This window comes from Streptomyces sp. 135 (assembly GCF_020026305.1).
Lineage (GTDB): Bacteria > Actinomycetota > Actinomycetes > Streptomycetales > Streptomycetaceae > Streptomyces.
The window spans coordinates 3906091-3926360 of record NZ_CP075691.1; the positions used below are offsets into that span (position 1 = coordinate 3906091).

A 20270-nucleotide genomic window follows, 5' to 3' on the forward strand; every position below is an offset into this window, starting at 1 on the left:
CCTCACCCCTGGGCCAACCGCCTTCTGTTTGGCATGATCAGAACCGGCGAAAGAGCGGCAGCGCACAGGCACTTCGGGGGTGGTACGAGTGATGCTCACCGTCACGTTGAACGCGGCGCTCGACCTCACCTACCGCGTCCCCGCCCTCGTCCCGCACACCACGCACCGCGTCACCGAGGTGATCGAGCGCCCCGGCGGCAAGGGCGTGAACGTCGCCCGCGTCCTCGCCGCCCTCGGCCACGAGGTGACCGTCACCGGCTTCGCGGGCGGCGACACCGGGCGCATCCTGCGCGAGCGCCTGGCCGACGAGCCGCGCGTGACGGTCGCGTTCGCCCCCGTCGCGGGCACCACGCGCCGCACCCTCGCCGTGGCCGACGCGGCGACCGGCGACACCACCCAGCTCAACGAACCGGGCCCGGCCGTCACCTCCGCCGAGTGGGCCGCCTTCCTCGGCTCCTACGAGGAGTTGGTGCGCCGCCCCGGCACGACGGCGGTCGCGCTCTGCGGCAGCCTGCCGCCCGGCGTCCCCGTCGGCGCGTACGCCCTGCTCGTACGCGCCGCGCGCGCCGCCCACGTCCCGGTGCTGCTCGACACCAGCGGCGAGCCGCTGCGCCGCGCCGTCGCGGCCCGGCCCGACATCATCAAGCCCAACGCCGAGGAACTCGCCGAGCTGACCGGCTCCCACGAGCCCGCGCGGGCCACCCGCGACGCCCGCCGCAGGGGCGCGCACTCCGTGGTCGCCTCGCTCGGCGCCGACGGCCTGCTGGCCCTCACCCCGGACGGCGGCTGGCAGGCGCGGCCCCGGCCCCGGTGCGGGGCAACCCCACGGGCGCGGGTGACTCGGCGGTCGCCGGACTGCTCTCCGGGCTCGCCGAGGGCCTGCCCTGGCCGGACCGGCTGGCACGCGCCCTCGCCCTGTCGGCGGCGACCGTGGCGGCCCCGGCGGCGGGCGAGTTCGACCGGGCGACATACGAGGACCTGCTGCCCCGGGTCACGGTGACCGGCCGCCCCGCGGCAGCCTGACACCGAACCCACTGAGAAGCGCCCGCCAAGAGCCGTATCCGCACCGCCGCACAACGGGGCGCAGCGCCCCGGGATTTGGGGAGCATCGTGCCACTGGTCAGCACCGGCGAACTCGTGGAGCAGGCCCGCGCCGCGGGTCATGGCGTCGCGGCGTTCAACGTCATCACCCTGGAGCACGCCGAGGCGATCGCGCTGGGCGCCGAGCGCGCGGGCACCCCGGCGATCCTCCAGATCTCCGAGAACGCGGTGAGGTTCCACGGCGGCCGGCTCTCGGCGATCGCGGCCGCGACGGCGGCGGTGGCCCACGCCTCCCCGGCCCGCCTCGCCCTCCACCTGGACCACGTGACGGACGTCGAACTGCTGCGCGCCGCCCACCCGCAGGGGTTCGGCTCCGTCATGTTCGACGCGTCGAAGCTGGCGTACGGCGAGAACGTGAAGGCGACGGCGGACGCGGTGCGCTGGGGCCACGAGCGGGGCATGTGGATCGAGGCCGAGCTGGGCGAGGTGGGCGGCAAGGAGGGCGAGGCACCGCTGGACGCGCACGCGCCCGGGGTGCGCACGGACCCGGCGGAGGCCGCCGCGTACGTCGCGGACACGGGCGTGGACGCGCTCGCGGTGGCCGTCGGCTCCACGCACGCGATGACGGAGCGCACGGCGTCCCTGGACCACGAGTTGATCGCGGCCCTGGCGGCAGCCGTCCCCGTGCCCCTGGTCCTGCACGGCTCAAGCGGCGTGCCGGACGCGGAGATCCGCCGGGCCGTCGCCTCCGGCATGGTGAAGATCAACGTCGGCACGGCCCTCAACACGGCGTTCACGGGTGAGGTGCGCGCGTACCTGAAAGGCGATCCGAAGGGCGTCGACCCCCGGAAATACCTCGTCCCGGCTCGCGAGGCGATGGCCGGGACGGTGGCGGGGTTCCTGGGGCTGCTGAAGCCGCCCCGGGAAGACGGGCGTTGAGGCTCAGCTGCCGTCGCCCTCCATGAGCCACATCTGGTCGATGTTCGCGCCGGTCGTCCCGCACAGGTCGCTCTGGGCGCAGGTGAGCGTCACCGTGTTGGTGCCCTTGGTGAGCTGGACCAGCGCCCACGTGCGCGTCCAGCCCTTCTCCCAGTCGCCTTCCTCCGCGTGGGCGAAGTTCTCCATGTTCAGGGGACGGGTCTGCTTGTTGCCGTTGACGAGGATGGTGGCGTTGGAGTCCTTGCCGGGCACGCCGTAGTTCACCCACAGCTTGTAGGAGCCGGTCTTGGGGATGCCGTTGACGGTCCAGGTGACCTGGGCGCCGACCTTGTCGAACCCGGCCACGTAGACCCCGCCGCCGGCCTTGGCGCCCGGCACGTCGGAGGCCGTCGTCGTGCCGCCCTCCAGCTTCAGGGCCTGCGCGTCCGTCTTCGGCAGCTCGGCCTTCTCCTTCGGCTTCTTCGTCGGCTTCTCGCTGGGCTCGACGGACGCGGCCTGCGACGGCTTGCCGCCGGCCTCCTTGCCGTCGTCCTTCTCGTCGCCGCCGCCGAAGAGCATGGCGGCGCCGATGCCGATGGCGACGACGGCCACCACCGCGATGGCGGCTATCAGCAGCCCCTTGGTGTTGGGCCCCCGGCCGCGGCCGCCGCCCGCGGGCGCGTACTGCGGCGAGGTGACGGGCGCGCCGCCGGGCTGCGCCGCGGGCGCGGTGTAGTGCGCGTTCGGCCGCCCGTACGCCTGCTGCGGCTGCTGCTGCGGGACCTGCTGGCCGTACGTCTGCTGGCCGTAGCCCTGTGAGTACGGCCGCCGGTCGCCGACGGCTCTGACGTGGTTGTACGAGGACCGGGGACCCGGGTACCCATAGCCGCCCCCGCCGCCCGGCGGGGTCGCTCCGGCCGCCTGTCCGTCCTCGTACAGGTAGCCGAACGGATCGTCGTCGCCCTGCGGCGCGCTCGGCGTGTTCTCGCCGTTATTGCCGGGCGTCATTCCCAGGTCACTCCCTCACATCGCTGACGCGGGGAGCCTACCCGGTCCGGCTGGTGCCAACGGGTGGCGTTGACCTCATCGAGACCGTCAGCCGGCCCGCCGCTGCTGCTTGGCACGAGAGCGTTTCTCCACGTACATCCGCTGGTCGGCGGAGTGCAACACTTCGTCCGCCGACATCCCGCAGTGCGCCCAGCCGATGCCGAAACTGGCCCCCACCCGGACCGCCCTGCCGTCGACGCGGATCGGCGGGATGATCGCGTTCCGCAGCCGGACCGCGAGGTCCTGGGCGTCGGCGCGGCCGAGGCCGTCGGCGAGGACGACGAACTCGTCACCGCCGAGCCGTGCCACCGTGTCCCCGTCCCGTACCCCGTTGGTGAGCCTTCTCGCCACCTCGATGAGGACGGCGTCGCCGGTGTGGTGCCCGAACCGGTCGTTGATCGACTTGAAGCCGTCGAGGTCGCAGAAGAGGACCGCGAGCCCCTTGGTCCCGTCGTCGACGTCCCCTTCGCGGCCCTCGGGGGCGATGGTGTGGACGTGGTGGTCGAATCCCTCGTCGTGCTGGTTCGAGGCGTGCCCGAAGTCGAAGCCGTGTTCGTAGGCGGCGTCGAGGGAGTCCACGGCGCTCGGGCGGCCCGCGTGCGGCCTGCGGCACAGGCGGGCGCTGAGCCGGGACCGCAGCTCGGCGGAGTTGGGCAGCCCGGTGAGCGAGTCGTGCGAGGCCCGGTGGGCGAGCTGCAGCTCGCGCCGCTTGCGCTCCTCGATGTCCTCGACGTGTGTGAGCAGGAACCGGGGCCCGTCGGCGGCGTCGGCGACCACGGAATTGCGCAGCGACACCCACACATACGTCCCGTCGCGCCGCGCGAGGCGCAGCTCGGCCCGGCCACCCTCGGCGGAGGTGCGCAGGAGGGTGCCGATGTCCTCGGGGTGGACGAGGTCGGAGAAGGAGTAGCGCCGCATGGCGGAGGCGGGCCGCCCGAGGAGGCGGCACAGGGCGTCGTTCGTCCGCAGGAGCCGGCCGTGCTGGTCGCCGCCCATCTCGGCGATGGCCATGCCGGAGGGGGCGTACTCGAAGGCCTGCCGGAAGGACTCCTCGCTGGCCCGCAGTGCCTGCTGCTCGCGCTCCAGGCGGACCAGGGCGCGCTGCATGTTGGCGCGCAGCCGGGCGTTGCTGATCGCGATGGCGGCCTGGAAGGCGTACATCTGGAGGGCCTCGCGGCCCCAGGCGCCGGGCCTGCGGCCGTTGCGCGGGCGGTCCACGGAGATCACGCCGAGCAGTTCGCCGCCGGCCGCGCCGGTCGCGTACATGGGGGCGAAGAGGCGGTCGGCGGGGTGCCACTCGTCCTCGAAGCGGGGCTCGGGGCCCTCGGTGTACCACTGCGGGACGTCGTCGTCGTCGAGGACCCAGCCCTCGGTGTACGAGATGAAGCGCAGGGCGCCCCACGGCTCGCCCATGGCGAGGCGGCGCTCCCAGGCGTCACGGGAGCCGACGCGGCCGGTGATGAGGGCCTCGGCGGCGGTGTTGCCCGCGAAGGCGGCGACGACGAGGTCGCCGTCGGGGCGCACGAGATTGACGCAGGCCAGTTCATAGCCAAGGCCGTTGACGACGCCGTCGGCGACGGTCTGCAGCGTGTCCGCCAGGCTCCGGGCCGTGTTCAGCTCCGCTACCACCTGATGCAGCTGCCGCAGGGTCGCAAGACGGACGTACGGCTCCGACTCGGTCTCCATGCTCGTTCTCCCCGAGACCTCGACAGCAATCCAGGATGCGCGGCGCCCGCAGTGACTTTCTGTGCCCTTGTGCCCTCAGTGTCTTATTGCCACCGTCACTGAATCACAGCGAGCTGCCCACTCGGTACACAGGGTCAACAAAATATGGGTCCTGTGACTCAAGTCACAGGTGGGGCGCCGCCGTTGGTCCAGTCCCTTGGTCTGGTCCACTGCCCCGCGCGGCACTGGGTGCCACCCCTCTCCGCCTCGGGTCCTAGGACCGGCCTCGGCCCCGGGGCCGATGTGGTGCCGGGGGCGTCCGGGCTAGCGTCGCCACTGTGGCTCACGTATTGAAGACTCCCCCGGCCCCGCCTTCCCCCCGCCGCCCGTCACCGGGTGGGCATGCTGACGGGGTGAGCAACGACGAGTTCCGCGCGGCGATGTCCCGTCTGGCGGCGGGCGTGGTCCTGGTGACGGCGCGCGAGCCGGGCCTGGACCCCGACGACCCGGACGCCCCCGCGGGCGAGGACGTGGGCATGACGGCGACCGCCTTCCTGTCCGTCTCGCTGGACCCGCCCCTGGTCATGGTGAGCCTGCGCGAGGGCTCCCGGATGGACGACCTGCTCGCCGAGCAGCCGCTGTGGGCGGTCTCGGTGCTCGCGGAGAGCCAGCGGCACGTCGCGGGGCGTTTCGCGATGAAGGGCCGGATCAGCGACCGGCTGCTCTTCGAGGACATCCCCTACGTGCGGGGCACGGAGTCCGGCGCCCCGCTGATCGGCGGCGCGCTGTCGACCCTGGAGTGCCGCACGGAGCAGACGGTGGCCGCGGGCGACCACACGCTGGTGATCGGCCGCGTGTTGACTGCGTCGCTGCCGGCCGGGGAGGGCGGGCCGCTGCTGTACTTCCGGGGGAAGTACCGGCAACTGGGCTGAGCCCTGGCCCCCGTAAGGGGCGCGGGGAACTGCGCGCTCAGCCCGCGAAGAGCCGCAGACGCGTGTGCCGAGAACCCGCAGCCGACTGCGGAACGCTCGCTTCGTGCGGCTGCGGCGCTTCGCTCGCCGCGCCTGTTCGGCGTGCGGCCGGTCGGGCGCGGTGGCCTCGGCGAGCAGGGCGGCCAGCCGGGTCGCGGCCATCTCCCTGTTCCGCCACTGGGAGCGATGCTCGCTCGCCCGTACGCTGACGACGCCGTCGACGAGCCGGGAGCCGAGCCGCTCCAGAGCACGCCGCTTCCACACCTCGGGCAACGCGTCGGTGTTCGCGAGGTCGAACCGCAGCTCCACCTGGGAGTCACTGGTGTTGACGTGCTGACCACCCGGCCCTGACGACCGCGAGAAACGCCACATGAGCTCGGCCTCGGGCAGGGAGACGGAGCCGCGGATGACATGGGGACCGGACATGTCCCCCATGGTCCCGCGTCTGTCGGGCTCACGTCACGCCCTTTTAGGGGAACGTAAAGAAAGTAAAGCCATGCGGAACCTTGGGGACCCCGGTCGGCGTTGGGACCAGTGAAGGTAGCTTCGTCCCCAGTACGAAGCCCGTACGCACTGACTTTTCACGCGGTGCGTCGTAAACGAGGGAAGGGACTCCCAACAATGGCAGTAAGCCTGTCCAAGGGTGGCAACGTCTCGCTTACCAAGGAGGCTCCGGGCCTGACCGCCGTCACCGTGGGGCTCGGCTGGGACGTCCGCACCACCACCGGCACCGACTTCGACCTGGACGCCTCCGCCATCGCGGTGAACACGCAGGGCAAGGTCTTCTCCGACCAGCACTTCGTCTTCTTCAACAACAAGGCGACGCCGGACCAGACCATCGTTCACACCGGTGACAACGTCACGGGCCAGGGCGAGGGCGACGACGAGCAGATCAACGTCAACCTCGCGGGTCTGCCGGCCGACATCGAGAAGATCGTCTTCCCGGTCTCGATCTACGACGCCGAGAACCGCTCGCAGAACTTCGGCCAGGTGCGGAACGCGTTCATCCGCATCATCAACCAGGCCGGTGGCACGGAGATCGCCCGCTACGACCTCTCCGAGGACGCCGCCACCGAGACCGCCATGGTCTTCGGCGAGCTGTACCGCAACGGCGCGGAGTGGAAGTTCCGCGCCGTCGGCCAGGGCTACGCCTCGGGCCTGGTCGGCATCGCCCAGGACTTCGGCGTCAACGTCTGAGCCGACAGCTCCGGCTGATCACGCTCCCCAGAGGGCCCCGGCACGTGTGCCGGGGCCCTCTGGCGTGCGCGGAACCACGACGGTCACCGGAAAGTCCCAGGCAGCGCCTATTATAGTTCCTGTAATAGTCCGTGGACCCGAAGAGAAGAGTGGAGCATCCGTGGCCGCCACCGCGTGGACCCGCGCCGCGCTGCCCCTGTGCCTGCTCGGCATCCTCGACGGCGAGGAGAAGAGCTACGGCTACGCCCTGCTCGGCCGCCTCGCCGACGCGGGACTCGAAGGAGTCAAGGCCGCGACGCTCTACCCCGCGCTCACCCGCCTCGAAGAAGAAGGCGCCGTGGCCGTCGAGTGGGGCGCGGGCGAAGGCGGCCCCGGACGGAAGTACTACCGGATCACCGAGGAGGGGCGGGCGAGGCTGCGGCGTGACCAGGCCGCGTGGGGTGACTTCACCCGGACCGTCGCCTCGCTCCTCGGCAAGGGGGACGACAGTGGGCAAGACTCGTACGGCTGAGCTGGACTGGGCCCGCGAGGAGGACCAGGAGTGGGCCGACACCGTCCACGTACGGCTCGCGCTCGACCATGACATGCCCCTCGGGCTCACCGAGGAGGCGCTCGCCGAGGCGCACCAGCTGGTGCACGAGGCCGGGCTGCCGGCGCATGAGGTGCTCGGCGCCCCGGAGGCGTACGCGTCCGCCGTCGCCGCCGAGCGCGTCAGCGAGGAGCACCGGGCGAGGACCGACGCGCACGGCATGACGCCGGGCGAGGGCGTCCGCGCCGCCTTCGGAACGCTCGGGTGCGTCGGGTTCGTCCTCGGCGTCCTGTACTGGATCGAGGACGGGCTGTGGGTGACGGGCAGTTGGGCCTCGGTCGCCATGAGCGCGACGGTCGTGGCCGTCGTCTCGCTCGGCGCCCTCGCCCTCGTCGCCCGCGCCGCCGGCCGGATCCGGGGCGTGTGGGGCATGCGGGGCTTCCTCGCGTGGGCCGCCTGCGCCCTCGCGGGCGGGGCCGCCGTCGCCTCCGCCACCCCCGACCGGCAGTTGTTCGACGTGCCCGTGCCGGTGCTGATGGCGGGCTGCGCCGCCTGGGCCGTGGGGGCCTACGCGTTCCCGGACGCCACCCTCGACCGCTGGTTCACATCGCGTCCGCACGCCGACGACGAGCAGTGGCTGGCGCGGCTCGAAGGGCTGCTGCGCGGACGGCACGCCATGCCGGCCGTTGAGGCGCGCGGCCATGTGCGGGAGGCCCGGCAGCATCTCGCCGGGGGGACGGGCGGCGAGCGCGCCGAGGACGTCTTCGGCGACGTCGAGGTGTACGCCATGCGGCTGGCCGAAGGGCCCCGCAAGCGTCAGCGGCTCGCCCGCCGCAAGCTGTACCGCGCGGCCGCGTTGGCCGCGATGTTCGCCGTGCTCGCCGTCGACGAGGCCCTCGAAGCGGGCCGCTTCTCGGGCTGGGTCGCCTGTTACGTGGGCGCGTCCGGCTGCTGGCTGTGGACCATGTTCGCCGAGTGGCGCGAGGCGCGCGGACCGGCCGGGGCGGACCCGTCCCGCTAGGGCCTGTCCGACAATCCCCGTCGTCGCCCGGAGGGCGGCCTCGCGGCGTCAGGTGCGTGCTCTCGGCGTGCCGGGCGTAGGGCCTCGTACTGGATGTACTTGGCTCTGCGCCCGGTGCGGCGAGTGGGGGCACCCCCTGCTCGAAGAGCTCGGGGGAGCGTGCATGGCGTCGCGAGGCAGGCGGGAATGGTCGGACAGGCCCTAGCCTGCCGCGCATGATCCTCGAACCGCTCACCGCCGTCGACGGAGCCCTGCCCGGTCACCTCCTCACCGAGGTGACCGCGCTGTACGCGGCGAACCGGGAGTTCTCCGCCCTCAGCGGGGACTTCCCCGACCCCGACGGCATCCGCGTCGAGCAGGTCACCAAGGCGCTCGCGGATGGACTGGCCCACCCCGACGCCAAGGTGCTGCTCGCCCGCTCCGAGGGGCGGCTCGCCGGTGTCGTCATCACCCTCGCCCGCCGTCCCGATCCCGCCGATCCCGACCCGTGGATCGGACTGCTGATCGTGGCCGCGGAGCTGCACCGTACGGGCGTGGGCCGGGAGTTGGTGCGCCTCGTCGAGGACCGCTTGCGGGCGGCGGGGCACGCGGCGGTGCGCCTCGCCGTCCTGGAGAACAACCCCGCCGCCCTGCGCTTTTGGACCGCGCTCGGCTATCTCGTCATCGGGCACCGCGAGGACCGCGCCCCGCACCGGCCGTGCGCGGTCCTGCGCAAGCCCCTGTGAGCACGCCTCAGGGGCGGTCGGGCTTGCCGTCGCCGTACAGCCAGTCGCCCCAGATCCGGCCGACCTTCTCGCGCGCCTCGTCGCTGCCCGCGTGCTTCTCCACGTACTCGGTGAAGTCCCTGGTGTCCGCGTTCTTGTGCCGGTACGTCTTCGCCCAGCCCTGCACGATGTCGTAGAACGCGTCGTCGCCCACCGCCCGGCGGATCTTGTGGATGACCATCGCGCCACGCTCGTAGACCGGCGGATCCGAGATGTGCGCGGCGTCCGTCGGCTTGGCGGGCGGGAAGTCCCAGATCGCCTCGTTGTCCTCGGCGTCCTCGTAGTAGTCGCCCTCGTACAGCGCCTCGAAGGTGTCCTGCGCGCTGTCGCCGCCCTGGTCCTCCTCGTACAGCCACTCCGCGTACGTCGCGAAGCCCTCGTTGAGCCACATGTCCCGCCAGGACCTCGGCGTGACGGAGTCGCCGAACCACTGGTGGGCCATCTCGTGGACGATGAGCCCGGTCTCCGGGGGGCCGGGGAAGACGGGCCTGGTCTGCGTCTCCAGGGCGTACGCGGCGTCCTCCTCGCGGTCGACGATCGCGCCGGCCGAGGAGAACGGGTACGGCCCGAAGTTGTACTCCGCCCACTCCAGGATGTCCGGGATCTTCGCGAGCGCCTTCTTGCCCGCCCTCGCCTGCGAGGGGTCGACGGCCGTGATGACCGGCAGCCCGTCCTCGGTCGCCGTCGTCTTCATCTCGTACTCCCCGACGGCCACGGTCGCCAGATAACTCGCCATCGGTTCGGCGCTGTGCCAGGCGAAGGTGGTGCGGCCGTTCTTGGTCGACTCGCGCGTCAACTCGCCGTTGGAGACGGCCGTCACCCCCTTGGGGACGGTGATCGCTATGTCGTACGAGGCCTTGTCGCTCGGGTGGTGGTTACCGGGGAACCACGCCATGGAGCCGGCCGGCTGGCCGAGCGCGAGCGCGCCGTCCGCCGTCTTGAGCCAGCCCTCCTCGGAGCCGTCCGCGTCGGTGATGGTCTCGGGGGTGCCGGAGTAGCGGACGGTCGCCACGAACGTCTCGCCCCGGTCGAGTTCGTCGGCCGGGCGGACCCTCAGCTCCTGGCCCGCGCGCTGGAAGCGGGCCGCCTTGCCCTCGACGGTGACCGCCGAGACGTCGAGGCCCTTGAGGTCGAGGTTGAAGGAGCTGAGGTTCTTCGCGGCGCGGGCGGTGATCTCGGCGGTGCCGGTGAGGTGGCGCCCTTCCGGGTCGTAGCCGAGGGTCAGGCCGTAGTGCGTGACGTCGTAACCGCCGTTGCCCAGCTTCGGGAAGTACGGGTCGCGCACGCCGTCCGCCCCGGGGGTGCCGTCCACACCCGAGCCGGCGCACCCGCTGACGGCGACGAGCAGCGCGAGGGCGCAGGCGAGGGTACGGGGCACGGTGGCGGCTCGGGCGGCCGGAGATCGCAGGTCCACGCCGGTGATCTTATGCGGCAATTGTTCGGTGTTGGGCCGGCCGACCCTGACGCGGTGCCCCCGACGGGGAGCCCGGAGACCGGAAATCCCGGGAGCCTGGGGCACCCTGAAATCAGCGGGCGAGGGCTGTCACGCCCGCTCGCGCGAACTTCTCGTCCAGGTCGCCGCTCGGGGCGCCCGCGACGCCGATGCCCGCGATGGGCGCGCCCTTGGCGGTCACCGGGGCGCCGCCCGCGAGGAACAGCGTGCCGGGGATGTCCTTCAGGTTCGGGGCCTGCTCCAGGCGCTTGGCCAGCTCGGAGGTGGGCGCGTTCCAGGAGACGGCGGTGTAGGCCTTCTTCTCGGCCGACTCGTACGACTGCGGGCCCGCGCCGTCGCCGCGCAACGTGACGACGGTGTTGCCGTTGCGGTCGACGACGGCCACGGTGACGCGCTGGTTCTCCTTCTTCGCGGCGTCCAGCGCGGCCTGCGCGGCCTTCGTGGCGGCGGCCACCGTGAGGTGCGTGGAGTGGGTGAGGTTCTTGTCGCCCGCGTCGGCGGTGACGGCGGCCTTGGTGGCGGCGTCGGGGGTGCCGGCGCTGGCGGAGACGGCACCGAAGGTCCCGGCGCCGAGGGCGGCGACGGCGACGGCACCGGTGAGGACGCGGGTACGGCGGGAGAGCTTCTGCATCGGGACTCCTGGTGGTGTGGGCTGCCTGATGTGCGGTGACGCCTCAATCCTCAGCCGGGTCCCACCCCGCACCCCTCGGCGTACCGGCTGGGAGCCGGACGCCACCCGACCGACAACGGGGTCAGCCGATCGGTTGACCCGAGCGTGGCCCCACCGGGTCACAATGAGGGTGTTTGCCCAGTTCAACGCACGCGTCACGGCATCACGACGAGAGGGTGGCCCACAGTGGACCGACACAGGCCGACCCCGCACCCGCCAAGCCCAGTCCCAGGTCCAGGTCCAGGTCCAGTCACCCTTCGCTCCCACCCGGCGGGCACCGCACCCGACCCCGACGCCCGCTGGCTGGCAGCCGTCATGCACGCCGCGTTCTTCCTCCTCCTCGGCGCCTCGCTGGCCCGCTTCCTGCTGCGGCACCCCGGTGAGCCGCGCACGCCATGGATCATCGCGCTCTCGGTGACACTCGCGCTGCTGTACGCCCTGCCGTCCCCCGTCGCCGCGCTGACGCGGAAGGACCCGGCGTCGTACTCCTCGGGACCGGCGCTCGGCGCGGCGCCGGGTGCCCGCCGCCTCCTGTGGCTCGGCACGGTGGTCACGGTCTGGGTGGTCCTCGTCGTGCTCGCGCCGAGCTTCGCGTGGTGCGCGGTGCCGCTGTTCTACTCCGGGCTCCGTACGCTGCCGACACGCGCCGCGCTCGCCCTGGTGGCCGTCCTGACGGCGTTCGTCGTCGCGGCGCAGCTGGAGCTCGCGGGCCGCTTCGACCCGAACCTGCTGCTCGCGCCGCCCGCCGTGGCGGCGGTGGCCGCCGCCGTCTTCGTGCACATGCAGCGCCAGGCGGCACGTCAGCGCGAACTCATCGACGACCTTCTCCGCACCCGCCGCGAACTGGCCGCCACCGAACGCCGCGAGGGCACCCTCGCCGAACGCCAGCGCCTGTCCATGGAGATCCACGACACCCTCGCCCAGGGCCTGTCCAGCCAGCAGATGCTGCTCCAGGCCGCCGACCGCCTCTGGGACACGGACCCGGCCAGGGCCCGCACCCACGTCCGTACCGCCGAGTCGATCACGGAACGGGGGCTCGCCGAGGCCCGCCGTTTCGTGCACGACCTGGCGCCCGCCGACCTCGCGGACGGCGGCGGCCTCGCCGAGGCCCTGCGGGCGCTCGCGGAACGGGAGTCGGACGCGAACCTGACCGTCCGCTTCCACGCGGAGGGCGCCCCGGTGCCGCTGCCCGACCGGGTCAGCTCGGCGCTGCTGCGTATCGCGCAGGGCGCGCTGGCCAACGTACGCGAACACGCGGACGCCACCACGGCGGCGCTGACCCTGACGCTCCTGGACGACCAGGTGGTCCTGGACGTGGCGGACGACGGCCGCGGCTTCACACCACCCGCGGCGGGGGAAGCGGCGGCAGGCGTACGAGGCCACGGCCTGCCCGCGATCCGCGCGCGGGCGGGCCAGCTCGGCGGCACACTGACCATCGAGTCGGCGCCGGGCGAGGGCACGGTCCTTTCCGTATCGATCCCGTTGGAGTCCCCGTCATGAACGTCATGAACGCACCTCGCCGGCCGGTACGTCAGCCGGTACGTCTCCTGGTCTGCGACGACCACGTGGTCGTACGCGCGGGCCTGCTCGCCCTGCTCGGCAGCGCGCCGGACATCGAGGTGGTCGGCGAGGCGGGCACGGGCGAGGAGGCGGCCGCCCTGGCCGCCAAGCTGACGCCGGACGTGGTCCTGATGGACCTCCAGCTGGGCGAGGGCATCGACGGCGTGGAGGCGACGCGACGCATCACCTCGCCCTCTCCCGGCGCCCCGCCCCACGTCCTGGTCCTGACGACCTACGACACGGACGCGGACATCACGCGGGCGATCGAGGCGGGCGCGACGGGGTACCTGCTGAAGGCGGAACGCCCCGAGGAGCTGTTCTCCGCGATCCACGCCGCGTCCCAGGGACGCACCGCGCTCTCGCCCCCGGTCGCCTCCCGCGTCATGGCCCGCATGCGGGCCCCGAGGCCCACCCTCACGGACCGGGAACGCGACATCCTCGGCCAGCTCTCGCGGGGCCTCGGCAACCGTGAGATCGCCCGCGCCCTGTTCATCAGCGAGGCCACGGTCAAGACCCACCTGGGCCGGATCTACGACAAGCTGGGCGTCGACACGCGAGCGGGTGCGGTGGCGGTGGCGAAGGAGCAGCGGCTGCTGCCGTGAGGGCGGCTCCGGCGTGACACCATCGACCCGTGCTCGACATCGGCTACGCCCTCTCCGCCCGCTTCCCGGACCCCCCTGAGCTGGACTACGGCCGGGCGGACGTCCACACCCTGCGTCACGACCTGTTCTGCGGGGACGTGTACCTGGCGGACACCAAGGCGGACCGGGAACTGTCCACAGCCTGGGGATGGGTTCCCGTACTGGACTTCGCGTGGGCGCTGTGCGACATCGTGGAGAGCCTGGACCGGGATCCGCTCGGCAGCCGGGCCTCCCGCCCCCAGTACGCGGAACTGGACTTCACGGAGTCCACGGACCGCATGCTCTTCGCGCGCCGCTTCGGCTGGGTGGACATCGAGGCGGACTGGATGGACCCCGAGGAGCCGCCGCTGAGCTTCTCCCACGCGGAGTTGCGGCGCGAGGCCCGTGACTTCCTCCACGACCTCATCGCGGACCTCACGGACCTCCACGACTCCCTCGCGGACAACCCCGCGATCTGGTCCCTCCAGTCCCGCTACCCCCGTATCCCCCCAGCAGGCCCCTGACCGCCCCCGGCGGTCCCCCTGACCCGCCGCTCCGCGCCGGATCTCCCCCACCCACCCGCCCGTTACTCGGCATCGAGACACCGAGGCAGGGCCAGGGAAGGCTGAGCCCCGCCCACAGCCGACCGCGCCCCGAGCCGAACAAAACCCACCGACGCCCCACAGCGGCTCGCCCGCGGCCGGGAGAACACATGAGCCGCAGACGCCCCACAGACGCACGGGATGAGCGACCAGACGCGCGCGAGGCACAGCCGTGGTGGTCGCCCGGGCGCCGAAGCAGCAAATCGCCCGCGCCAAGATAGCGAGCACGGACATACCCCCGCGGCCCCGCCCCCAAGACGCACCCCAGGCGACCAGCACCGGCACCCCCACCGACCCGCACCCCAGGCGACCAGCACCGGACCCCCACCGGCCCACACCCCAGGCGACCACCGGCTACTTCCCCACCCCAGCCACCCGCACCCCCACCTCCGCCGCAAACCCCGCCGCCAACTCGATCAACTGCTCAGGACTGATCACCGCCCCGGCCAACGCCCCCAACCCCCGCGCAACATCCAGCTCCCCCACCGCCCGCAGATCCACGTCCTTCATCCGCACCCCACTGAAGTCCACCCGCCGCAGCACACACCCCCGAAACTCCACCCGCTCCAAGGACGCGAGCCCGAAGTCCGGCTCCACCAACACGCACTCCTCGAAGATCACATCCCGCAACCGCGCCTTCCGCAGATTCAGGTAGTCGATCTTCCCGCCCCGCACCACGACCCGCTCCAGCACACTCCCGTGCAACTGCACGCCACCGAGCCGCGCGTCGACCACCTCCACATCCCGCAGCGACGCCTCCGCGAGATCGGTCCCCACCCCCCGCAGCCCGGTGAGCACGGAGTCGACGAACCGCGCCCTGGCAAGGCGGGTCTCACCGACCCCGCACCCCGACACCGCGCAGTCCATGAACAGCGCCCCGCCCGCGTCCTGCCCCCCGAGTTCGAGCCCGCGGAACTCGACCCCGTCGTAATCCCCGTCGGGCTCCAGCTCCCCGCCCCCGAAGGGCCGCAGCGGCGGCAACCGCACCTCGGCCCGCCGAGCCTCCTTGACCACGCCCCCGCGCGCGGCACCCCGCGAGCCCTTCGCCACCTTCGCCTTCTGAGCCATGCCCCCATCGTGCCCGCCACCACTGACAACGCCACAACGCCCGCCCGTCCCCCCACGTCCACCCACCCCACACCCCCCGAGGGATGTCACATCCCCCCACCCCCCACCCGTCCACCTCGTGAAGGGAACGCCAGAACCCACAACCGACACCCCGCACCCCGAGGGAGCCCCCGCAATGCCCCAAGCCACCCACCTGACCATCGTCGGCGGCGGCTTCGCCGGCCTCACCGCGGCCATCACCGCCGCCGAGGCCGGCGCCCGCGTGACGCTGCACGAGTCCCACCACACCCTCGGCGGCCGCGCCCGCACCTCAGAGGGCCCGTACCGGACGAACGAGGGCCCGCACGCCCTCTACAACGGCGGCCCCCACTGGACCTGGCTCAAGCAACGCGACCTCATCGGCCCCCTGGCCCCCCTGCCACCCCTCGAAGGCACCCGGCTGCGCCTCCACCACCACGGCACGCTGCACCGCGTACCACCGCTCGCCATGCTCAAGCTGCTGCGCCGCAAGCCCGAACAGGCCCCGGTGGACCAGGATTTCACCACGTGGGCAACGGCCCAGGTCGGCGAGGAGGGCGCACGCGCCGCCGCGCACTACGTCGCCGTGGCGACGTTCCACCACGACCCTGGTTCGCTCTCCGCCCGCTTCGTACAGGAACGCCTGCGCCGCGCGGCGAAGCTGCCTCCCGAGGCGCACTACCCCCGGGGCGGCTGGGCCTCGGTCATCGACCGCATGGCGGCGCTCGCCTGGAACCTGGGCGTACGCGTGGAGACGCTGGCCCGCGTCGACAGCCTCGCCGACGTCCCCCGCAACGGCCCGGTCATCGTGGCGACGTCCCTCGACGCGGCCCGGCGCCTCTGCGGCGACGACTCCCTGCGCTGGGAGAGCGGCCGCACCGCCTTGGTCGACCTGGCGTTCCGCACCCGCAGGGGGGACGCGTTCGCGGTGTCGGACCTGGACCGGACAGGCTGGGTGGAGCGCTTCACCGCCCAGGACCGCACGCTGGCCCCGGCGGGCGAACAGCTCGTCCAGGCCCAGATCCCCCTCTCTCCCGCCGAGACGAAGGCGGACGGCGTGGCCCGCGCCGAACACCTGCTCGACCTCGGCTTCGACGGCTGGCGCGAACGCCTGACGTGGCGCCGCGCCTCGGTGGCGAACGGCCGTACGGGCGCGCTGGACCGCCCGGGCACCACCTGGCGGGACCGCCCGAGGATCGACCGCGGCCACGGCGTCTACCTGGCGGGCGACCAGGTCGCGGCGCCGGGCCTGCTGTCCGAGGTGTCGTTCAACAGCGCGGTGGAGGCGGTGACCCTGGCGCTGACGAGGTCGAGGCTCGACCTCAAGTCCGCATCGGGCTGACAGCCGGAGCGCCGAGGTCACGCGGCCGAAATCCACTCGTCGGCACAGCACCCGGGAACTACCGTCCGTTATATGGATATGGAACCTGTCCAACCCCCCACCCAGTCCACGCAACCACTCACCCAGACCACGCAACCCCCAGCCCAGCCCACCCGACCCCCAGCCCAATCCACCCAACCCTCCATCCGGTTCGGCGACATCCCCGAGGCAGCGATCGACCGCGCCCTGTCCCTCGCGTACCTCGTCTTCCACGAGAGCCCGCAGGACGAGAAGCGCAAGCACCACCGCGACCTGCTGCTCGGCTGCGTCCGCGTCGGTGCCTACGACGAGGGCGAACTGGTCGGCTTCCTCGCGGCGCTCCCCTTCACCATCTCGGTGCCGGGCGGTGAACTGCCCTGCCCCGGCCTGACGTTCGTATCCGTGGCACCGACGCACCGCCGACGCGGCGTACTCACCGGGATGATCAGGGAGCTGTTCGGAAAGCTCGTGGCCGACGGCGCGCCCGTCGCCGCGCTGTGGGCGTCCGAGGACGCGATCTACGGCAGGTTCGGCTTCGGCCCGGCCACCCTCGGCAACACCGTGGAGATCGACTCCCGCCGCCCGCTGGCCCTGCGCATCGCCCCGGACACCCGCCCGCTGCGCCTGCTCGACCCGGCCGACGTCCCGGACGTGCTCGGCCCGTACCACGACCGCACCCTCACCGAGCGCCCCGGCCGCCTCGCCCGCACGGAGGCCTGGTGGCGCGAGGAGTGGATGGTGGAGGAGGACGAGGACGACGACGAGCTGTCACCGCCCCGCGTCGTCACCCTCGGCGACCCCGGCGGCCCGATCGCCGGTTACGCGATCTACCGCACCCGGACCTGCGACGACGCCCCCGGCCTTGTCCGCCTGGACGACCTGGAGGCGGACACCCCGGCCGCCGCGGCCGCCCTGTGGCGCTATCTCGCCTCGATCGACCTGACGGGCGTGATCCGCGCCTGGGGCCGGCCCCAGGACGACCCGCTGCTCCTCTTCGCCGCCGACCGCGACCAGGTGCGCGTCACGGGCCAGTTCCCCGGCCTGCGGGTCCGCCTCGTCGACGTACGCGCCGCGCTGACCGCCCGCTCCTGGGCGGCCCCGGTGGACATGGTCCTCGACGTGCGCGACGACCACCTCCCCGCGAACGCAGGCCGTCACCACCTGACGGTGACGGCAGCGGCGGCGACGGCAGACGGCCACGCCACGTACGAGAGGACGGACCGCTCGGCGGACCTCACCCTCGACGTACGCGACCTGGCCGCCTGCTACTTCGGCGGGACACCCGTGGAGTCCCTCGTCCGCGCGGGCCTCGCCCAGGAGCACACACCGGGCACGGCCCGGGCACTGGACGCGGCACTCCGCACGGCCCTGCTGCCGCACACGGTCGACGAGTTCTGAGTAAGCCGTAAGGGGGCCCAAGGGGTTAAGGGGTCCAAGGGCCCAAGGGGCCTAAGGAGTCACGACCCGAGCGCGGTGAGCGCGTCGTCCGTCAGCCGGTACACGGTCCACTCGTCCTGGGGCCGCGCGCCGAGCGACTTGTAGAAGTTGATGGAGGGTTCGTTCCAGTCGAGGACGGACCACTCCAGCCGCTCATAGCCGCGCTCGACGCAGATCCGGGCGAGCTCGGTGAGGAGCGCCTTGCCGTGCCCGCCGCCGCGCGCCTCGGGACGTACGTACAGGTCCTCCAGGTAGATCCCGTGCACGCCGCGCCACGTGGAGAAGTTGAGGAACCACAGCGAGAAGCCGACCACCTCGCCGGACACGTCGTCCTGCGCGATGTGCGCGAACGCCGCGGGCCGCTCGCCGAACAGCGCCTCGCGCAGCTGCTCCTCCGTGGCCTTCGCCTCGTCGGGCGCCTTCTCGTACGTGGCGAGGTCGCGGACCAGGGCGTGGATGACGGGGATGTCGGCGGGTGTGGCGGTACGAATCATGGGGGCAGGCTAGCCAGCGGCGGCCGGCCCGGGTCAACGCCGTCTCACCAGCCGGGCCTCCGCCCCACCGGGGACAGGGCCCCTCACCGCTCCAACAGCCGCCGCGCGATCTCCATGTCGTCGGGCACCGGCGGCCGCCCGTCCTCGATCTCCCACAGCGCGTTCTGCAGCACCCGCCCGAGCGTCCAGGCGCGCGCCCGCTCCCGGTCGAGCCCGAGGACCTCGGTCATCGCGTCGAACCGCCACAGCACCTCATCGGGCTCGAACCGGTTGTCGAGGGCGGGCCACAGGTCGAACCCGGGGTCTCCGGCCAGCGGCTTGGGGTCGATGGCGAGCCACGGCTCACGCTCGCCGGCCAGGACGTTCTCGAAGTGGAGGTCCCAGTGGAGCAGCCGGTCGCCGGCCTCGCCCAGCACCTCGCGCACCGCGCCCCCGCACCGCTCCACGAGCGCGCGCTCGGCCGGGTCGGGGATCGACTTCAGGGCGCCGGGCAGGTCGTCGACCATCCGCGCCGCGATGTCGCCGAGCCGCCGCATGCCGGCCGGAGCGGGCCCGGCGGTCAGCCGGGCGAGGAGCCGGGCGAGGACGAGGACGGCCTCACGGGTGTCGGCCATCGTGGACAGCATCCGCCGCGAATCCAGACGTTCGAGCAGCATCGTGCCGGTCCCGGCGTCGTGCTCCAGCAGCCGCACCGCCCCGTCCCCGTCCCAGATCCGCAGCGCGACCGGCTCCCCCTCGGTCTCCTCGTCGAGCACCTGGAACTTGACCGCGGCGGGCGTCCCGTCGGCGCACACCACGGGCAGCACGAGCGCGGCCATGCCGTGCATCGGCTCCCCGTCCGGCGTCAGATCCCACCGCTCGACGAACTCCCGTACGCGCGCGGGCAGTACGTCGATGAAGGCGCGCCCCGCGGCACCGGCGTACAGGTGCTGCGAGGCGACCAACTCGTCCGGAACACGAATATCGATCACGCCCGGCACGCTACCGAAGACCGTCCGGTCGGCGTCAGGAAATTCCGGCCGCCTTCAGCTCCTTGGCGAACGCCGCCTGATCGTAGAGCGAGTCACCGGCGGCCTTCTCACCGTCGATGAGGACGGTCGGCGTGCCCTCGATCCCGTCGTCGGTGAAGGCCGTCATCGCCTCACCGACCCACTTCTTGTACGTCCCGTTGGTCACCGCCTTGTCGAAGGCGGCGCCCCGCAGCCCGTCGACCTTGTCGGCGATCTTCAGCAGGAAGGCGGGGGTGTAGGCGTCGTCCGACTCCTCCTCGGGCTGGTTGGCGAAGACGGCGGCGTGGTACTGCGGGAATTTGCCGGCCTCCACCGCCGCCCGCAGCGCGTTCGCCGCGTTCACCGAGCCGCTGCCGCCGAGGTTCTTGTCGAGGAACGAGGCGATCGTGTACTCGATCTTGACCTTGCCGTCGGCCACCGGCTCCACCAGCGCCTGCGCCCCGCCCTCCTCGAACTTCTTGCAGAACGGGCAGCGCGAGTCCTCGTACACCTTGACCGTATGCCCGGCCTTCGGGTCGCCGACGGTGATCACGCCGCCCTTCACCGAGGCGGCGACGTCGGCGAGCCGGGCGCTGGACGCCGGCGGAGCCTTCGCCTCGGGGGCGCCGGCGTCGGGAGCCTCGGAGCCGGGACCCTTGGACTTCGGCGCGGCCGACGAGGTCTTGTCCGCTCCGCCGCCGTTGTCACCGCCGTCGGGACCACAGGCGGACGCGGTCACGCCGATGAGTGCCGCGGCGGCCACCGCGGTGGCGACGCGCACGGTCCTGCGTCCGGCCTTGTGTACGGCCATGAGTTGAGCCCTCCCAGTTTGCGACACGTACCGCT

General features: G+C 72.7%; 19 protein-coding genes and 2 pseudogenes. 12 read left to right on the plus strand and 9 right to left on the minus strand.

All coding sequences use genetic code 11. The features are described from left to right. The first annotated feature begins 88 nt into the window (after positions 1–88). Both KKZ08_RS17490 and KKZ08_RS17495 read left to right on the plus strand, forming a co-directional pair. Positions 89–1023 (plus strand): annotated as a pseudogene (locus tag KKZ08_RS17490) (1-phosphofructokinase family hexose kinase). Between the two features lie 87 nt (positions 1024–1110). Then, positions 1111–1980, plus strand: coding sequence for a class II fructose-bisphosphate aldolase (locus KKZ08_RS17495; protein ID WP_223775350.1), 870 nt, complete (start codon positions 1111–1113; stop codon positions 1978–1980). 3 nt (positions 1981–1983) lie between these two features. On the opposite strand, the gene KKZ08_RS17500 is transcribed toward KKZ08_RS17495, so the two are convergent. Both KKZ08_RS17500 and cdgB read right to left on the minus strand, forming a co-directional pair. Beyond that, positions 1984–2967 carry a carbohydrate-binding protein gene (locus tag KKZ08_RS17500; RefSeq protein ID WP_223775351.1) on the minus strand — a complete coding sequence of 328 codons (984 nt, stop codon included), beginning with the start codon at positions 2965–2967 and terminating at the stop codon, positions 1984–1986. Positions 2968–3054: 87 nt separating this feature from the next. Further along, a complete protein-coding gene (gene cdgB / locus KKZ08_RS17505; protein WP_223775352.1) occupies positions 3055–4692 on the minus strand; it encodes a diguanylate cyclase CdgB in 1638 nt (545 codons plus the stop codon). A 329-nt stretch (positions 4693–5021) separates the two neighbouring features. On the opposite strand from cdgB, the gene KKZ08_RS17510 reads away from it, so the two are divergent. After that, the gene (locus tag KKZ08_RS17510) at positions 5022–5603 is read left to right on the plus strand and encodes a flavin reductase family protein (RefSeq protein WP_223779094.1); all 582 of its coding nucleotides are present in this window, start codon (positions 5022–5024) and stop codon (positions 5601–5603) included. Between the two features lie 153 nt (positions 5604–5756). Here KKZ08_RS17510 and arfB read toward each other — a convergent pair. Next, positions 5757–6077, minus strand: a pseudogene (arfB, locus tag KKZ08_RS17515) (alternative ribosome rescue aminoacyl-tRNA hydrolase ArfB); the annotation flags it as partial. Positions 6078–6263: 186 nt separating this feature from the next. Between arfB and KKZ08_RS17520 the strand changes: the two are divergent. The 4 genes from KKZ08_RS17520 to KKZ08_RS17535 all read left to right on the plus strand — a co-directional run bounded on the left by KKZ08_RS17520 (position 6264) and on the right by KKZ08_RS17535 (position 9114). Further along, the gene (locus KKZ08_RS17520) at positions 6264–6839 is read left to right on the plus strand and encodes a TerD family protein (protein ID WP_030791572.1); all 576 of its coding nucleotides are present in this window, start codon (positions 6264–6266) and stop codon (positions 6837–6839) included. Positions 6840–6999: 160 nt separating this feature from the next. Then, entirely contained in the window at positions 7000–7350 is a 351-nt protein-coding gene (locus tag KKZ08_RS17525; protein WP_223775353.1) for a PadR family transcriptional regulator, read from the plus strand. Beyond that, positions 7328–8389 (plus strand): hypothetical protein, encoded by a 1062-nt coding sequence (locus KKZ08_RS17530; protein WP_223775354.1) that lies wholly within the window; start codon positions 7328–7330, stop codon positions 8387–8389. Before KKZ08_RS17525 ends, KKZ08_RS17530 begins: the two co-directional genes overlap by 23 nt. 215 nt (positions 8390–8604) lie before the next feature. Next, positions 8605–9114, plus strand: coding sequence for a GNAT family N-acetyltransferase (locus KKZ08_RS17535; protein ID WP_223775355.1), 510 nt, complete (start codon positions 8605–8607; stop codon positions 9112–9114). 7 nt (positions 9115–9121) lie between these two features. Here KKZ08_RS17535 and KKZ08_RS17540 read toward each other — a convergent pair whose 3' ends face one another. Continuing rightward, positions 9122–10567: a M1 family metallopeptidase gene (locus tag KKZ08_RS17540; RefSeq protein ID WP_223775356.1), complete on the minus strand. Its 1446-nt coding sequence runs from the start codon at positions 10565–10567 to the stop codon at positions 9122–9124. 112 nt (positions 10568–10679) lie between these two features. Continuing rightward, positions 10680–11237: a heme-binding protein gene (locus KKZ08_RS17545; RefSeq protein WP_223775357.1), complete on the minus strand. Its 558-nt coding sequence runs from the start codon at positions 11235–11237 to the stop codon at positions 10680–10682. A 354-nt stretch (positions 11238–11591) separates the two neighbouring features. On the opposite strand from KKZ08_RS17545, the gene KKZ08_RS17550 reads away from it, so the two are divergent. Genes KKZ08_RS17550 through KKZ08_RS17560 form a run of 3 tightly spaced genes read left to right on the plus strand, consistent with a single transcriptional unit; the run spans position 11592 to position 13980 of the window. Further along, positions 11592–12776: a sensor histidine kinase gene (locus KKZ08_RS17550; protein ID WP_223775358.1), complete on the plus strand. Its 1185-nt coding sequence runs from the start codon at positions 11592–11594 to the stop codon at positions 12774–12776. A 5-nt stretch (positions 12777–12781) separates the two neighbouring features. After that, entirely contained in the window at positions 12782–13438 is a 657-nt protein-coding gene (locus KKZ08_RS17555) for a response regulator transcription factor (RefSeq protein ID WP_223779095.1), read from the plus strand. Positions 13439–13467: 29 nt separating this feature from the next. Further along, positions 13468–13980, plus strand: a complete 513-nt coding sequence (locus KKZ08_RS17560; protein ID WP_223775359.1) for a hypothetical protein — start codon at positions 13468–13470, stop codon at positions 13978–13980. Between the two features lie 432 nt (positions 13981–14412). Here the strand turns inward: KKZ08_RS17560 and KKZ08_RS17565 are convergent, their stop codons facing one another. Continuing rightward, positions 14413–15126, minus strand: coding sequence for a pentapeptide repeat-containing protein (locus KKZ08_RS17565; protein ID WP_223775360.1), 714 nt, complete (start codon positions 15124–15126; stop codon positions 14413–14415). Positions 15127–15301: 175 nt separating this feature from the next. On the opposite strand from KKZ08_RS17565, the gene KKZ08_RS17570 reads away from it, so the two are divergent. After that, positions 15302–16486 (plus strand): NAD(P)-binding protein, encoded by a 1185-nt coding sequence (locus tag KKZ08_RS17570; protein ID WP_223775361.1) that lies wholly within the window; start codon positions 15302–15304, stop codon positions 16484–16486. A 72-nt stretch (positions 16487–16558) separates the two neighbouring features. Further along, positions 16559–17902: a GNAT family N-acetyltransferase gene (locus KKZ08_RS17575; protein ID WP_223775362.1), complete on the plus strand. Its 1344-nt coding sequence runs from the start codon at positions 16559–16561 to the stop codon at positions 17900–17902. A 59-nt stretch (positions 17903–17961) separates the two neighbouring features. Here KKZ08_RS17575 and KKZ08_RS17580 read toward each other — a convergent pair whose 3' ends face one another. The 3 genes from KKZ08_RS17580 to KKZ08_RS17590 form a co-directional block, all read right to left on the minus strand. After that, a complete protein-coding gene (locus tag KKZ08_RS17580) occupies positions 17962–18435 on the minus strand; it encodes a GNAT family N-acetyltransferase (protein WP_223775363.1) in 474 nt (157 codons plus the stop codon). Positions 18436–18518: 83 nt separating this feature from the next. Further along, positions 18519–19406, minus strand: coding sequence for an aminoglycoside phosphotransferase family protein (locus KKZ08_RS17585; protein ID WP_223775364.1), 888 nt, complete (start codon positions 19404–19406; stop codon positions 18519–18521). A 34-nt stretch (positions 19407–19440) separates the two neighbouring features. After that, positions 19441–20235 carry a thioredoxin domain-containing protein gene (locus KKZ08_RS17590; protein ID WP_223775365.1) on the minus strand — a complete coding sequence of 265 codons (795 nt, stop codon included), beginning with the start codon at positions 20233–20235 and terminating at the stop codon, positions 19441–19443. Positions 20236–20270: the final 35 nt, after the last annotated feature.

Bases quoted from the DNA above. Each gene is read 5' to 3' on its own strand.
- KKZ08_RS17565 (WP_223775360.1), bottom strand. From the start codon at position 15,126: ATGGCTCAGAAGGCGAAGGTGGCGAAGGGCTCGCGGGGTGCCGCGCGC.
- KKZ08_RS17555 (WP_223779095.1), top strand. From the start codon at position 12,782: ATGAACGCACCTCGCCGGCCGGTACGTCAGCCGGTACGTCTCCTGGTC.
- KKZ08_RS17545 (WP_223775357.1), bottom strand. From the start codon at position 11,237: ATGCAGAAGCTCTCCCGCCGTACCCGCGTCCTCACCGGTGCCGTCGCC.
- KKZ08_RS17575 (WP_223775362.1), top strand. From the start codon at position 16,559: ATGGATATGGAACCTGTCCAACCCCCCACCCAGTCCACGCAACCACTC.
- KKZ08_RS17580 (WP_223775363.1), bottom strand. From the start codon at position 18,435: ATGATTCGTACCGCCACACCCGCCGACATCCCCGTCATCCACGCCCTG.
- KKZ08_RS17550 (WP_223775358.1), top strand. From the start codon at position 11,592: ATGCACGCCGCGTTCTTCCTCCTCCTCGGCGCCTCGCTGGCCCGCTTC.
- KKZ08_RS17520 (WP_030791572.1), top strand. From the start codon at position 6,264: ATGGCAGTAAGCCTGTCCAAGGGTGGCAACGTCTCGCTTACCAAGGAG.
- cdgB (WP_223775352.1), bottom strand. From the start codon at position 4,692: ATGGAGACCGAGTCGGAGCCGTACGTCCGTCTTGCGACCCTGCGGCAG.
- KKZ08_RS17590 (WP_223775365.1), bottom strand. From the start codon at position 20,235: ATGGCCGTACACAAGGCCGGACGCAGGACCGTGCGCGTCGCCACCGCG.
- KKZ08_RS17535 (WP_223775355.1), top strand. From the start codon at position 8,605: ATGATCCTCGAACCGCTCACCGCCGTCGACGGAGCCCTGCCCGGTCAC.
- KKZ08_RS17500 (WP_223775351.1), bottom strand. From the start codon at position 2,967: ATGACGCCCGGCAATAACGGCGAGAACACGCCGAGCGCGCCGCAGGGC.
- KKZ08_RS17570 (WP_223775361.1), top strand. From the start codon at position 15,302: ATGCCCCAAGCCACCCACCTGACCATCGTCGGCGGCGGCTTCGCCGGC.